Origin of the sequence: Neobacillus drentensis NBRC 102427, from assembly GCF_001591445.1 — a bacterium.
Taxonomy (GTDB): domain Bacteria; phylum Bacillota; class Bacilli; order Bacillales; family Cytobacillaceae; genus Neobacillus; species Neobacillus drentensis.
Window position 1 is genome coordinate 176,635 of sequence record NZ_BCUX01000009.1, and the last position, 14,284, is coordinate 190,918.

Below are 14,284 nucleotides of genomic sequence, written 5' to 3' on the forward strand. Positions count from 1 at the left end.
ATCACCTCTTATTTTTCTCTTCGGGATTCTATCTTACTGGTTATTTCTTCACCCAGTACTGCCTTTTGGTGTTCAAATAGTTCCATCAATCCTGCTTGCGCAGCACTTAGCAGACCTTGAAGCTGTTCATAGGAGAAAGTTGATTCCTCCCCCGTTCCCTGCAGTTCAACAAATTCGCCATTTCCGGTCATTACTACATTCATATCGACCTGGGCCTTAGAATCCTCGGCATAGTTCAAATCAAGAACCGTTTGGTTATTTTGTAAGATTCCCACACTTGTGGCCGCTAAATAATCCGTAATCGGAAACTTTGCAAAGTTTTTTTTCTGTGAAAAAGCATTTAATGCTAGCGTCATCGCTACAAAAGCACCAGTGATCGAGGCTGTTCGTGTCCCGCCATCTGCCTGAATCACATCACAATCGATCCAAACAGTTTTTTCACCAAGTGCTCCTAAATCGACAATCGCTCGAAGGGCACGCCCAATTAATCTCTGAATCTCCATGGTCCGGCCTGAGACTTTCCCTTTGGATGATTCTCGAATGTTTCTTGTTTCGGTTGCTCGGGGCAGCATCGAATACTCGGCAGTAATCCAGCCCTTGCCTTCCCCTCTCATAAAGTGAGGGACTCGATCTTCAATACTCGCCGCACAAATCACTTTCGTATTACCAACAGAAATAAGGACAGAACCTTCGGGGTGCATTAAATAATTGGGTTCAATATGTATGGGCCTTAATTGGAGCGGCTCTCTTCCATCTACACGCACAAATACTACCTCCTTCATATTTGTAAAGCCTTTTTACATGGTACCTGATTTTTACTTATAGTCCAAATAAAGAAGAGGCGGCATCCAAGCCAACCTCTTCATGGTCAATATATAGTATAACAAATATTTTTTTTTAAAAACTACCCGTGTTGACTTTTTCTGGACGAGTTACTGGTTCCGTTAATTTTTTACCAGCATCATTTTTGAGGTCTGCCTTCCCTTTGACCTGAATGGCGACTTTTTCAACACCCTCTTGTTCCGTTAAGGAAAGGACGAGTGCATCTAGTAAATGCTGTGAAATTTCTTTTTCTTCAAAGCTGCCAAAAATATTCTCATTAAAGTTTAAGGTTACTTTTCCGTCTTCATACTTTGGAGCCTCTAGGAGCTTAACATCTGACATAAATTCAGAGACGAGTGTTGATTTTTCACTAGGTCCTTTTATCAGTTCATTGACGACGGCAACATAAGGATCTTTCTCCGTATTGCTAACCCTGCGCGTCACAGGTACATAATAATAGGAGCCCTCTACACCGCCAATATAATAAACAGTTACCGGTTTGGTATTGGTAATATCAGAAACATCGGATGTATCGTAGTTAATACCGGTGGCTCTTGAGAGATTTTCACTTATTGGTGTTCCATTAACAGGCATTTCAGTTAGCTCATGACCGTTCATTTTCAGCTTAACAGTTTTCACATTATCAAACTGAGTCAGGGTCCAGGTGACCGATTGGAGGATCTTCATCTCATCTTCAGCTTGGTAATTCTTAAACTCTTTTGAAAAATTAACGGTGGCGACGCCTTCTTTATCAATATTCACAGACAGTTCCGTGTCCTCAGGGAGAACTGCTCGAAAATCATTTGGTAGTTTGTCGGTGACAGGTCCATTCGCCACTAACCATTCAAGGGCTTGCTTAGCTACAGAAGTTGTTTTTGGTAGATCCAATGTTTGCGGGACAACATAGCCATCCTTATCAATCAAATAAAGCTCCGTTTTGACCATATTTTTATTTTCTTGCTTAGCTGTTTCTTTGGTGGTCGCCTCCTTACCTGATGTATTCTCTACGACCGTCGTACTCTTTGGTGGATCAATTTTCTTTTTTGTTTCGGACCCTAATAATCCACAACCTGACAGTAGAACTGTTGAAGTAAGCACAGTCGTGATAAGGATCTTCGCTTTATTTTTAGACATAATTATTTCCCCCTAAGACAGTTTGTACTATCATGTATACGAGCCTTGCGGAAAATTAGACCGACTTAAGTAAGAAAAATAGAACAAAAATTAAAAAAATATGGTGTCAGGCACCATTTCTTTGACAGCTCTTTTATAACACCACTTCTTTTTCAACATAAAAAAGAGCCGCTTATTTAAGCAGCTCGACTCATAGTTTTATTTTTTGTACGTTGTTTATTGGAGTTCCAAGCCATTGTGAGGCAATTTTTGAAAATATTCGTCTCGAACCGGTTGTGATAAATTCATGTTCTGGTTCTTCCTCACACGTTTCAAGTAACCCATTATACTGAAGGATTGCACTTATTTCTCGGGCTGTCTCATCACCAGAGCTAATTACGCTGACAGACTCACCCATGACATCTTTTATGACGGGCTCAAGTAATGGGTAATGGGTGCAGCCTAAAATTAGAGTATCAAGATTTTGGTCCTGCATTGGCTTTAAGGCCTCATCAACAACTCTTTCCACTATCGGCCCGGAAAATTCATTACTCTCGACAAGAGGAACAAATTTGGGACAAGCATGCGCTTTAACAAAAAGCCGACTATTTAAAGATTTCAAAGCTCTTTCGTAGGCACCACTTTTCACAGTGCCTACTGTACCAATAATTCCGACACGGTAGTTTTTTGTCATCTTGATTGCTGCCCGTGCCCCTGGATTAATAACACCTAAAACAGGAATAGACAATTCCTTTCGAATCTCGTCAAGTGCCGCAGCGGTTGCCGTATTACAGGCAATAACGAGCATTTTGATCTTCTTTTCTAATAAGAATGAGGTCATTTCCCAAGTAAACCTCTTCACTTCCCTCGTCGTTCTCGGACCATAGGGACAGCGTGCGGTATCTCCCAAATAGATAATTTTCTCATTTGGAAGTTGTCTGATTACCTCTTTGGCTACAGTCAATCCGCCAACACCGGAATCAATAACACCAATTGCTTGTTTCAAACTTATCGCCTCTTTTAACGCATTTCCTGATGCAATTTCGTTAAACCTTTTTGAAGTAGCTGTATTTCTTCCGTGGAGAAATTGACCAACACTTCTTCTAAATAGCCTTGACGCTTTTTAATCACTTCATCGATGATTCGCTTGCCCTCTTCAAGAAGATGAATTCTGACAACACGACGATCATTCGGATTTTTCACCCGCTCGACGAGTAAATTCTTCTCCATCCGATCGACAAGGTCTGTTGTCGTACTGCATGCCAAATACATTTTATTAGAAAGTTCCCCAATTGTCATATCACCATCTTCAAACAACCATTGCAGTGCCACAAATTGTGGAGGAGTAATCGTGTACGTACTTAACATTTCTCTTCCCTTTTGCTTGATGATCCCAGAGATGTAGCGTAAATCCTTCTCAATATTTGCAACAGTTTCAATATCTTCATTTGCTTTTTGTGAATTTTCGAGTTTCATCCGATAACACTCCTATAAAAAGCTTCTCTTCTCCTTGAGACTATATCTATTAAAAATGATTGTTCAAAGTTGTACGTCATATTGCTTGTACTTATTTTCTACTTTTTGCACTAAAAATTCAAGTTGAAACTATTAGAAATATATTAGTTTGCCACTGTTTGGAATATAATAAAGAGGGAATTCAATAATAATTTCAATAATAAACCAAAGGTGAGAAAAGAATGGACATCGTAATCAGCAAGTCAGCATTACAATGGTTTAAAAACGAGGTAGAGTTAAAAGCAGGAGATAAAGTAAAATTTTATCCAAAGGTTTATGGAAACAGCCCCGTGCAAGAAGGTTTTTCACTCGGCTTTACTGTAGATAATGAGCCTATCGATATCATTACTAAATTCGAAGCAGAGGGCATGTGGTTTTATATTGAAGAAAGGGACTTGTGGTTTTTTAATGGCCACGATTTACACGTTGGCTACAATGAAGAAATAGATGAGGTAGAATATAGCTACACAAAGCATGAAGAGTAAAAAACATTTATGATATTTTATTCGCTATTTCTTATAGTAATTACTTATGTAGTCAATATTAAACCGGCCTCCCCAAAAGGATGCCGGTCTTTTTTAAAGTTCTAGCTCTCCCATTCGAAGGAGCTCTACAACTGCTTGTGAACGCCCTTTGACACCAAGCTTTTGCATGGCATTTGAAATGTGATTCCGAACCGTTTTTTCGCTTATAAATAAATCACCAGCGATTTCTTTCGTTGTTTTGTCTTGTACTAATAACTCGAATACTTCTCTTTCTCGTTTGGTGAGTAACGGTTTATGATTATATACATTCTCCTTCAAGTACTGTAACCCTCCTTGCCTTCGCCAGTTATGAACACGGGGTGGGTATATATTTAGTCAACATATCTTATGTGAACAGCACGAATGTAGTGACTATAATTACAAACAGATGCTTTGTTTTTATAAAAAAAACTCCCAATGATTAGGAGTTTTTCAGCTTTGCATAAATAATGTATCGTTTTGGAGCATTTCCTAGATAACTAAACGGGTAACAGGTTGTTAAAATCAATTCCTCTTTCTCGTGTTGCAGTGTAATAATGCTCGTATCATCTGACTTTACAATTTTGGTATTAATTATTTCGTAGGTATACGATCCATAAGGCATTTCCATTTTAAGTGCATCGCCAATCTCTAATTCCCCTAATTTACGAAACACGGTGTCTCGATGCCCGGATAATACTATTTGTCCTCGATCACCTGGGTAATACGCACCTTTATAATGACCTACCCCTTTTTCGAGGTCATCGGGATCAGTTCCTTCGACAATGGCTAACTCTGCTTTAATTTTTGGAATGGCTAAAAGACCGACTGTTTCACCCATTTCCGGCGGCGGGCTGCTTTTATCCCTCTTTTTAGGGGCCTTTGCAGGCTGATCAGCAATTAGCTCTTTGGCTTCCTTGAGTGATACATGTGTTTGCGTTTTTACATCTATAAATTGCCAGAGTCCAATACCTACTAAAATTAATCCAGTAAGAATAATTAACAGCGGAAATTTAGATTTCACCAGTAAGTACCTTCCTTTTTTAACGGGCTTTGCATTAATACGAGTATACCAAACCACAAATGATAGAACCAATGCAATTATTCGCCTATAAACGACAAAAAACCTTCTTTTCCATAGTAGAAAAGAAGGTTTTTTAGCATCCGCATTACTATGCGTGGTCACTTCCAAAGAAGCTTCTAAATGCTTGAATGGTTGTATCGCGGTTCAAGGCTGCAATCGAGGTAGTCAAAGGAATACCTTTCGGGCATGATTGCACACAGTTTTGGGAGTTTCCGCAGCTGGCAAGGCCGCCTTCACCCATAATCGCTTCAAGGCGTTCTGCTTTATTCATTGCACCAGTTGGATGTGCGTTGAAAAGACGAACCTGAGAAAGTGGCTGTGCACCAATAAAGTCTGATTTGCTGTTTACGTTCGGGCAAGCCTCAAGGCAAACACCACAGGTCATACATTTTGAAAGCTCATAAGCCCATTGACGCTTGGTTTCAGGCATACGTGGTCCAGGACCCAAATCATAGGTACCATCGATAGGAATCCACGCTTTCACTTTCTTTAAGGCATCAAACATTCTGCTTCGGTCAACTTGCAAGTCACGAACAACTGGGAATGTCTTCATTGGCGCTAATCGTATCGGCTGCTCCAATTGGTCCACAAGTGCTGAACATGCTTGACGAGGCTTTCCGTTGATGACCATGGAACATGCTCCGCAGACTTCTTCAAGACAGTTCATATCCCAAGTAACCGGGCTAGAGGCTTGTCCTTTTGCGTTTAATGGGTTCTTACGGATTTCCATTAACGCCGAGATGACATTCATATTCGGACGATAAGGAACCTCAAATTCCTCCACGTAAGAAGTAGTATCTTCGTTATCCTGACGTGAAATAATAAATTTAACCATTTTAGTTTCAGACATTCTTCCTACTCCCCCTTAACTTTTAGCGTAATTTCGTTCACGTGGCTTGATTAATGAGACATCAACATCTTCGTAATGGAAAGCCGGCGCTGATGAACTGTCAACAAATTTCGCCATTGTCGTTTTTAAGAATTCTTCATCATTACGTTTAGGGAAGTCAGGCTTATAATGAGCACCACGGCTCTCATTCCGGTTGTATGCACCAATTGTAATCACACGAGCCAATTGCAGCATGTTTTGCAGTTGACGAGTAAATGCTGCTCCTTGGTTGCTCCATTTGGATGTATCATTAATGTTAATATTTTGATAACGTTCTAGGAGTTCTTGGATCTTTTCATCTGTCTTTAACAGCCTGTCATTATGGCGAACAACGGTTACGTTATCCGTCATCCATTCCCCAAGCTCTTTATGAAGAATATAAGCATTTTCAGTTCCATTTAGAGACATAATTGAATTCCACTTGTCTTCTTGTTCTTTGACATGACGGTCAAATACAGTAGAAGAAACTGCATCGGAACTCTTTTCTAAGCCTTTGATATATTTAACAACATTAGGACCAACGACCATTCCGCCATAAATCGCTGAAAGAAGGGAATTGGCACCTAAACGGTTCGCACCATGTTGTGAATAATCACATTCACCTGCTGCAAATAGACCAGGAATGCTTGTCATTTGGTCATAATCCACCCATAGTCCACCCATTGAATAGTGAACAGCAGGGAAGATTTTCATTGGAACTTTACGTGGGTCATCACCCATGAATTTTTCGTAAATTTCAATAATACCACCAAGCTTAACATCTAATTCATGTGGATCTTTATGAGAAAGGTCGAGGTAGACCATGTTCTCGCCATTGATTCCAAGTTTTTGATTCACACACACATCAAAAATTTCCCGGGTTGCGATATCACGAGGGACAAGGTTTCCGTAGGCTGGATATTTTTCCTCTAAGAAATACCAAGGCTTACCATCTTTATATGTCCAAATACGGCCTCCTTCACCACGAGCGGATTCACTCATGAGGCGAAGCTTATCGTCACCAGGAATGGCTGTTGGATGTATTTGAATCATTTCACCGTTTGCGTAATAAGCACCTTGCTGATACACAATTGATGCTGCTGAACCAGTATTAATAACTGAGTTTGTCGATTTTCCAAAAATAATACCAGGGCCACCAGTTGCCATGATTACGGCATCACCAGCGAACGATTTAATTTCCATAGTTTTTAAATTTTGAGCAACGATTCCACGACATACACCATCGTCATCAACGACAGAGCCCAGGAATTCCCAGCCTTCATATTTCGTAACCAAACCTGCTACTTCTTCACGACGAACTTGTTCATCTAATGCATAAAGCAGCTGTTGACCAGTCGTAGCACCAGCAAATGCTGTCCGGTGGAATTGGGTTCCCCCAAAACGACGGAAGTCTAAGAGTCCTTCAGGTGTCCTGTTAAACATAACTCCCATCCGGTCCATTAAGTGAATAATTCCAGGTGCTGCATCACACATCGCTTTTACTGGCGGCTGGTTAGCTAAAAAGTCTCCGCCATACACGGTGTCATCAAAGTGAATATATGTTGAATCACCTTCACCTTTTGTATTAACTGCGCCATTAATACCACCCTGTGCACAAACAGAGTGAGAACGTTTAACTGGAACAAGAGAAAATAGCTCAACTGGTGTTCCCGTTTCTGCAACCTTAATCGTTGCCATTAAGCCAGCTAAACCACCGCCGACAATAATTATCTTACCTTTACTCATTCGTGACTCACTCCCTTAATCCAAAATCCACTATTTTACGATCAATAATTAATTTGTTAGACAAAAGCTAATAATGTCGTTACCCCAACATAAGATAGAGCCAAGAAAATAACAATTGTCACGTATGTAGAAATAACTTGAGAACGTGGCGATACAGTGATACCCCAGCTAACTAAGAATGACCATAATCCATTGGCAAAGTGGAAAATAGCTGAAATAATACCAACCACATAAAATGCAAACATGAATGGGGATGAAAGAATATCTTGCATCATTTGGAAGTTTACTTCATTCCCAAACGCTGCGGCTATCCGTGTTTCCCATACATGCCAAGTGATAAAGATTAGTGTGATCACACCGGACACACGTTGAAGCAAAAACATCCAGTTTCTAAAAAATCCATATTGGCTTGCATTGTTTTTTGCTGTAAAAGCGATATACAGCCCGTAGATTGCATGAAATAAAATTGGCAAATAAATAATTACAGTTTCTAAAACATAGCGAAAAGGAAGATTTCCCATAAAGTTTGCTGCTTTGTTAAAGGACTCTACCCCATCTGTCGCATAGTGGTTCACCACCAGATGCTGCATTACGAAGATCCCGATCGGAATAACTCCTAGCAGCGAATGCAATCTCCGATAAACAAACTCTCGATTACCCGCCATAAATTTACCCCCCTATAATGTTTAAAAAAAATGATGTTCAGTTTCTATCAAATTTAATCCCCTTATTAGGAAACCTAGCACCACTGTGACAATAATGTGACAAGTCCATTTTACTCCCATCCAGAAAGAGCGTCAAGAAAACGTATACACAAATCATGCATAAATAATAAAATTTTTTAAATATATTGAAATTATAATAGACTTGTTATTCTTACTAATATCACTGGCTTTATATTAAAAATATACAACTATTTACCAAAAAATAACGGTTGTTATATCTTCTAAATTGGGAATTATAATTATCATAGAAAACATGGTTAGATATTGCAAAATAACAAAAAAATGATTGAAATTGAGCCGTTTTATCTAGAAAAACTGTACTGACACTTAATAAAAAGTGTATATAATAGAAAGATAGAAAGAGGGGAAGCTCGTGAAAGATAGTACAGTTATTGTTGATACGATAAATACCGATGAACCAAGAACCATATCCATTTTTGGATATGAATTAATCAGGGAAATTCTTTTACCTGAGATTTTAGGAAAAGATACACCTGAGATTTTATATTGGGCCGGAAAACGCCTCGCTCGTAAATTTCCGTTAACAGATATTGCGCAAATTATTGATTTTTTCACAAAGGCCTCTTGGGGTCAGCTTGAAATAAAAAAAGAAAGTAAAACGGAAATCCAATTTGAACTTTTCAGTCCACTGATTGTCTCGCGTGTAAAATCAAAAGCTGAGTACTTTTTCCAACTCGAGGCTGGGTTCATCGCCCAACAAATCGAACTCCAAAAAGAAGCCATTGCTGAAACCTTTGAACACCCTGTAAAAAAATCAAATATCGTCCTTTTCACCGTCAAATGGGAAAAAAACTATTAGAAAAGCGCAAGCGCCCTGTTCAGCGGCGTATGGCCTGGAGCTAGACAATTTTCAAAGCTGAAAATTATATTCTTATCTTATGAAATGGTGTCAGGCACCGCTCGGGTGCCTGACACCATTTTTTTATTGAAGTGACAGTCCAAATGCTTCGTGTAATGCTTCTACTGCTTTTAGCATATTTTTTTCTTCTACCACGGCTGATACTTTGATTTCGGATGTGCTGACCATTTTGATTTGGATGTTGTCAACAGCGAGTACCTCAAACATTTTTGCTGCGACTCCAGGGTTGGAAACCATTCCAGAGCCGACAATCGATACCTTGGCTAATTTATTTTCCGCGTCAATCTGCTCATAACCAAGCTCTGTTTTATTGTCTTCTAGTACCTTCAATGTCTCTAGTAAATCATTCGTATGGATTGAGAACGATAAATTAGCAGTATCACCCTCGGTTGTACTTTGGATAATAATATCAACATTCAGATGATTTTCGGCTAGTGTAGTAAAAATAGTTGAAAGACTTGTTAATGAATTGGCCAAGCCTAATACTGTTACTTTCGTTATTTCATCTTCAAATGCGACACCGCGGACTACTAGGTTTTGTTCCATTGCTGCTTCCTCCTCAATAACTGTTCCTTCTATTTTCTCCATGCTTGAGCGAACCTCAAGTCGAACTTGATAGTTTTTCGCAAATTCCACCGCTCGTGGATGAAGCACACCGGCGCCTAAATTAGCTAACTCTAGCATTTCATCATACGATACTGATAATAATTTACGCGCATGCTTGATATACCTTGGGTCAGTTGTAAATACCCCGGTAACATCAGTATAAATATCGCATTTATCTGCCTTTAGGGCCGCCGCTAATGCCACGGCTGTCGTATCAGAACCACCGCGGCCAAGGGTCGTAATTTCACCATCCTCCGTGATTCCCTGGAAACCAGCAACAATGACCACCTTGCCAGCCTCGAGCTGTGTTTCAATGGCAGCAGTTTTTAAATTCGAGATGCGCGCATTTCCATGAACTGGTTCTGTGATAATTCCCGCTTGCCAGCCTGTAAAGGAAACGGCATCAAGTCCTTGCTGATTCAAAGCCATCGATAGTAACGAAATAGTTACCTGCTCTCCGGTTGACAATAGCATGTCCATTTCCCGCTTATTCGGCTGTGCAGAAATTTCCTTTGCTAATCCAACAAGTGTATCTGTCGATTTGCCCATTGCAGAAACGACAACGACCACATTGTTGCCGCGATCTGTTTCCTCTTTTACACAGGATGCAACATTTAATATTCTTTCTACGTTAGCAACGGAGGTTCCCCCGAACTTTTGAACAATAATCCCCATGTTGGTTTCTCCTTCTTTCAAGTGAATACATTAATTATCCCCTAAAACATAAAAAAGCAATGAGAAGGGCATCTCATTGCTTAAGAAAACGAAAAAAAATTCTCGCGCCTACAATGTAAGATAGCTCTCCAAGACATTAGTCTTGACAATCCAGCATTTATTCAATACGGGACCAGCAAAGAAAGTTATGAGACCTTCCTTACTTCGGCGAACATCCCCTTTCATGATTCTTCTCAGAAGCTCATCCTTCTCAGAACCATTACTCTTGAAGCTCGCACCTCTACCTTCACTTTAATACGTAAAAGTGATAGTAAATTAAATTTTCACTTATTATAGCATGTTCTTTTTTTTCTGACAATCACTAAGATTGAAGTTTTTTGATCAATTCTTCGGCAACATTGACAGGAATTCCGATTTTTGTAAATTCCTCCATACTAGCCTCTTTCATTTTTTTAACGGAGCCAAACTGCTTTAGCAATAACTTTTTCCGTTTATCACCGATTCCAGGTATATCATCGAGCAAGGATTGAAAAGCCGTTTTTCCACGAAGCTGGCGATGAAAGGTAATCGCAAAGCGATGGACTTCATCTTGAATTCTTTGCAGTAAATAAAACTCTTGACTGTTACGGCCAAGTGGAACAATTCCTAATGGATTGCCATACAGCAATTGTGAGGTACGGTGTTTTTCGTCCTTCACAAGTCCCGACAGCGGGATATCTAAGCCTAATTCATTTTCCAAAACGTCTCTCACTGCTTCGACATGGCCTTTACCGCCATCGATGATGATTAAATCAGGAAGGGGGAGCTCTTCTTTTAAGGCACGTGAATATCTTCTTCTCGTAACTTCCCGCATCGATTCATAATCATCTGGTCCTTGAACGGTTTTAATCTTATATTTACGGTATTCCCGATGATTTGCTTTTCCATCAATGAAAACAACCATGGCTGAAACAGGGTCAGTCCCTTGGATATTAGAATTATCAAAGGCTTCAATCCGGTGCGGGGTGTATATTCCCATCAACTCACCTAAGTTCTCGACAGCCTTAATTGTTCGATCCTCATCCTTCTCAATTAAGGAAAACTTTTCATTTAATGCGATTTTTGCATTTTTAATCGCTAATTGAACGATATCCTTTTTTTGTCCCCGTTGCGGCTGGAGTACCTTAACTTCTAAGAGCTGTTCCGCCAAACTCAAATCGACTTCATCCTGAATCAGAATTTCCTTCGGCTTAAAGTGGTTGGCCTTCGTATAAAATTGACCGAGGAACGTTAAGATTTCCTCCTCTGGCTCGTTATAGATAGGGAACATCGAAACATCCCGCTCGATTAGTTTCCCTTGCCGGACAAAAAAGACTTGCACACACATCCAGCCCTTATCAACGGCATAACCAAACACATCACGGTCCGTAAAGTCGGTCATCGTAATTTTCTGTTTTTCCATGGTGGTTTCGATATGAATGATTTTATCACGGAACTCTTTCGCTCGTTCGAAGTCCAATTCTTCAGAGGCAGCCGACATTTTCGCCTGAAGCTCTTTTTTTATCTCCTTATATCCGCCATTTAAAAAGCGGGTAATTTCATCGGTTATTTGTTTGTACTGCTCTTCGTGAATTTCATTTACACATGGTGCCAGGCACTGCCCTAAATGGTAGTACAAGCAGACACGGTCCGGCAGGGTTGAGCATTTACGGAGCGGATAAATTCGGTCAAGCAGCTTTTTGGTTTCATTGGCCGCGGTCACATTGGGGTACGGACCAAAGTATTTGCCCTTATCCTTTTTTACTTTTCTTGTAATGATGAGTTTCGGATGCTTTTCAGCCGTCAGCTTAATAAACGGATAGGTTTTATCATCCTTCAACATAATATTGTATTTTGGATCGTATTTTTTAATTAGATTTAGTTCGAGTAGGAGTGCTTCAATATTCGAGGAAGTTACGATATATTCAAAGTCCTCAATTTCATTGACCAGTCGTAACGTCTTCCCATCGTGCGAACCCGTAAAATAGGAACGGACACGATTCTTTAATACTTTGGCCTTCCCCACATAAATAATCGTTCCCTGACGGTCTTTCATTAAGTAGCAGCCAGGCTGGTCCGGCAGCAGCGTCAGTTTTTGCTTAATTATTTCATTCATTCCGGCCACTCCACTCCCGTCTTTATTGTTTATCTTATAAAATTCTAAAGGAAACTGCGCATAAATGAAAGAGGGGGTCTCTTGGAAAAAAATAAAAAACCTTAGCTGGGTGGTTTCCCAAGCTAAGGTTTCTTCGTTATGCTTACACGTGTTTTTCTAAAACACTTGCTAACGCATCTTTTGGTTGGAAGCCGACAACTTTATCAACGACTTCGCCATTTTTCATCACTAATAATGTTGGAATGCTCATAACTCCGAAATTAGCAGCAGTTTGCGGGTTATCATCCACATCTAATTTAGTAATTTTTACTTTATCGCCCATTTCTGAATCTAGTTCTTCAAGAACTGGAGCGATCATTTTACAAGGTCCGCACCATGGTGCCCAGAAATCTACAAGTACAAGGCCTGAACCTGTTTCAGCGGAAAAGTTTTGATCTGTTAAGTGTGAAATTGCCATTTATATTGCCCTCCTAATGATTACTGATTTACTACCGAAAGTATAACATCGTTTGAATAATCAAGCTATTAAATTGCTTCATCGATCATTTTTCCCCATTAGACCACTAAGTATCCATAAAAATAAAGCGAGCGGAGTCCGTTCCGCTCGCTCTTCTTATATTATGAGTGTACCTTCAACTTTTTAAACTCTTCCGTTAGTAACGGAACAACTTCAAACAAGTCACCGACGATTCCATAATCGGCTACTTTGAAGATATTAGCTTCTGGGTCTTTGTTGATAGCAACAATTACTTTGGAGTTAGACATTCCTGCTAAGTGTTGAATTGCCCCAGAAATACCACAGGCAATGTAAAGATCTGGTGTGACGACCTTACCAGTCTGACCAATTTGTAAAGAGTAATCGCAATAGTCGGCATCACAAGCACCACGTGAAGCACCTACCGCTCCGCCAAGAACATTGGCAAGTTCTTTCAGCGGTTGGAATCCATCCGCACTCTTCACTCCACGTCCTCCAGATATAACAACCTTCGCTTCACTTAGGTCAACACCTTCGCTTGCTTTCCTGACTACCTCTTTAATAATGGCACGCAGGTCTTTAATTTCAACTGAAAGGTTTGAAACCTCGCCAGTTCTGCTTTCATCTTTTTGCAATGGAGCAATATTATTTGGACGGACCGTTGCAAAAATTAAGCCTTCGGTCACAATTTTCTTTTCAAATGCTTTCCCAGAGTAAATTGGTCTTGTAAACACAACATTTCCACCCGCAACTTCAACCGCTGTCGCATCGGAAATTAAACCTGATGCTAATTTCCCAGCAATTCTCGGAGAGAGGTCTTTGCCCAGTGAGGTATGACCTAAAACTAAGCCCTCTGGTTTTTCTTGGTCAATCACGGCTAAAAGTGCCTGAGCGTAACCATCTGAAGTATATAGATTTAACTTTTCATCTTCTACCACGACGACGCGATCTGCACCGTTTTGGATTAATTCCGCCCCTAAAACGCTTACAGAAGTACCAACTAAAACACCAACCACTTCTCCACCCTCAGCAACCGTTTTTGCTGCTGCAATTGCTTCGAAAGATACATTACGTAAAGAACCGTCACGAACTTCTCCTAATACTAATACTTTTCTTGACATTCCATATACCTCCTGAG

15 protein-coding genes and 1 riboswitch are annotated in these 14,284 nt (G+C 40.1%); of the genes, 2 read left to right on the forward strand and 13 right to left on the reverse strand.

Features of this window, described 5'->3' with window-relative positions; genetic code table 11:
• Nucleotides 1-8 precede the first annotated feature (8 nt).
• From rph to BDR01S_RS05910, 4 genes are all read right to left on the reverse strand, one after another.
• Nucleotides 9-764: a ribonuclease PH gene (gene rph, locus BDR01S_RS05895; protein ID WP_066257990.1), complete on the reverse strand. Its 756-nt coding sequence runs from the start codon at nucleotides 762-764 to the stop codon at nucleotides 9-11.
• Nucleotides 765-897: 133 nt separating this feature from the next.
• Entirely contained in the window at nucleotides 898-1,956 is a 1,059-nt protein-coding gene (locus BDR01S_RS05900; protein ID WP_066257992.1) for a GerMN domain-containing protein, read from the reverse strand.
• A gap of 190 nt (nucleotides 1,957-2,146) precedes the next feature.
• Entirely contained in the window at nucleotides 2,147-2,941 is a 795-nt protein-coding gene (gene racE, locus BDR01S_RS05905; protein WP_066257994.1) for a glutamate racemase, read from the reverse strand.
• 14 nt (nucleotides 2,942-2,955) lie between these two features.
• Complete coding sequence (locus tag BDR01S_RS05910; RefSeq protein WP_066257996.1) at nucleotides 2,956-3,411, reverse strand: MarR family winged helix-turn-helix transcriptional regulator; 456 nt, start codon at nucleotides 3,409-3,411, stop codon at nucleotides 2,956-2,958.
• Nucleotides 3,412-3,632: 221 nt separating this feature from the next.
• Between BDR01S_RS05910 and BDR01S_RS05915 the strand changes: the two genes are divergently transcribed.
• Nucleotides 3,633-3,935: a HesB/YadR/YfhF family protein gene (locus BDR01S_RS05915; RefSeq protein ID WP_066257998.1), complete on the forward strand. Its 303-nt coding sequence runs from the start codon at nucleotides 3,633-3,635 to the stop codon at nucleotides 3,933-3,935.
• A 93-nt stretch (nucleotides 3,936-4,028) separates the two neighbouring features.
• Here the strand turns inward: BDR01S_RS05915 and BDR01S_RS05920 are convergent, their stop codons facing one another.
• The 5 genes from BDR01S_RS05920 to BDR01S_RS05940 form a co-directional block, all read right to left on the reverse strand.
• A complete protein-coding gene (locus BDR01S_RS05920) occupies nucleotides 4,029-4,253 on the reverse strand; it encodes a helix-turn-helix domain-containing protein (RefSeq protein ID WP_066258000.1) in 225 nt (74 codons plus the stop codon).
• 142 nt (nucleotides 4,254-4,395) lie between these two features.
• A complete protein-coding gene (srtD, locus tag BDR01S_RS05925) occupies nucleotides 4,396-4,977 on the reverse strand; it encodes a class D sortase, LPxTATN-specific (RefSeq protein ID WP_066258002.1) in 582 nt (193 codons plus the stop codon).
• A gap of 148 nt (nucleotides 4,978-5,125) precedes the next feature.
• Entirely contained in the window at nucleotides 5,126-5,887 is a 762-nt protein-coding gene (gene sdhB / locus BDR01S_RS05930; RefSeq protein WP_066258005.1) for a succinate dehydrogenase iron-sulfur subunit, read from the reverse strand.
• A 15-nt stretch (nucleotides 5,888-5,902) separates the two neighbouring features.
• Nucleotides 5,903-7,651, reverse strand: coding sequence for a succinate dehydrogenase flavoprotein subunit (gene sdhA, locus BDR01S_RS05935; RefSeq protein WP_066258009.1), 1,749 nt, complete (start codon nucleotides 7,649-7,651; stop codon nucleotides 5,903-5,905).
• A 56-nt stretch (nucleotides 7,652-7,707) separates the two neighbouring features.
• Nucleotides 7,708-8,316, reverse strand: a complete 609-nt coding sequence (locus tag BDR01S_RS05940; RefSeq protein ID WP_066258011.1) for a succinate dehydrogenase cytochrome b558 subunit — start codon at nucleotides 8,314-8,316, stop codon at nucleotides 7,708-7,710.
• A 433-nt stretch (nucleotides 8,317-8,749) separates the two neighbouring features.
• Between BDR01S_RS05940 and BDR01S_RS05945 the strand changes: the two genes are divergently transcribed.
• On the forward strand, nucleotides 8,750-9,196 hold the full coding sequence (locus tag BDR01S_RS05945) for a YslB family protein (RefSeq protein WP_082797313.1): 447 nt from the start codon (nucleotides 8,750-8,752) through the stop codon (nucleotides 9,194-9,196).
• A 123-nt stretch (nucleotides 9,197-9,319) separates the two neighbouring features.
• Here BDR01S_RS05945 and BDR01S_RS05950 read toward each other — a convergent pair whose 3' ends face one another.
• The 4 genes from BDR01S_RS05950 to BDR01S_RS05965 all read right to left on the reverse strand — a co-directional run bounded on the left by BDR01S_RS05950 (nucleotide 9,320) and on the right by BDR01S_RS05965 (nucleotide 14,267).
• Nucleotides 9,320-10,537, reverse strand: a complete 1,218-nt coding sequence (locus BDR01S_RS05950) for an aspartate kinase (protein WP_066258013.1) — start codon at nucleotides 10,535-10,537, stop codon at nucleotides 9,320-9,322.
• Between the two features lie 113 nt (nucleotides 10,538-10,650).
• Nucleotides 10,651-10,828: riboswitch (Lysine riboswitch) on the reverse strand.
• A gap of 70 nt (nucleotides 10,829-10,898) precedes the next feature.
• The gene (uvrC, locus tag BDR01S_RS05955; RefSeq protein ID WP_066258014.1) at nucleotides 10,899-12,671 is read right to left on the reverse strand and encodes an excinuclease ABC subunit UvrC; all 1,773 of its coding nucleotides are present in this window, start codon (nucleotides 12,669-12,671) and stop codon (nucleotides 10,899-10,901) included.
• 142 nt (nucleotides 12,672-12,813) lie between these two features.
• Complete coding sequence (gene trxA / locus BDR01S_RS05960) at nucleotides 12,814-13,128, reverse strand: thioredoxin (protein WP_066258015.1); 315 nt, start codon at nucleotides 13,126-13,128, stop codon at nucleotides 12,814-12,816.
• Between the two features lie 161 nt (nucleotides 13,129-13,289).
• Complete coding sequence (locus tag BDR01S_RS05965) at nucleotides 13,290-14,267, reverse strand: electron transfer flavoprotein subunit alpha/FixB family protein (protein ID WP_066258017.1); 978 nt, start codon at nucleotides 14,265-14,267, stop codon at nucleotides 13,290-13,292.
• Nucleotides 14,268-14,284 lie beyond the last annotated feature (17 nt).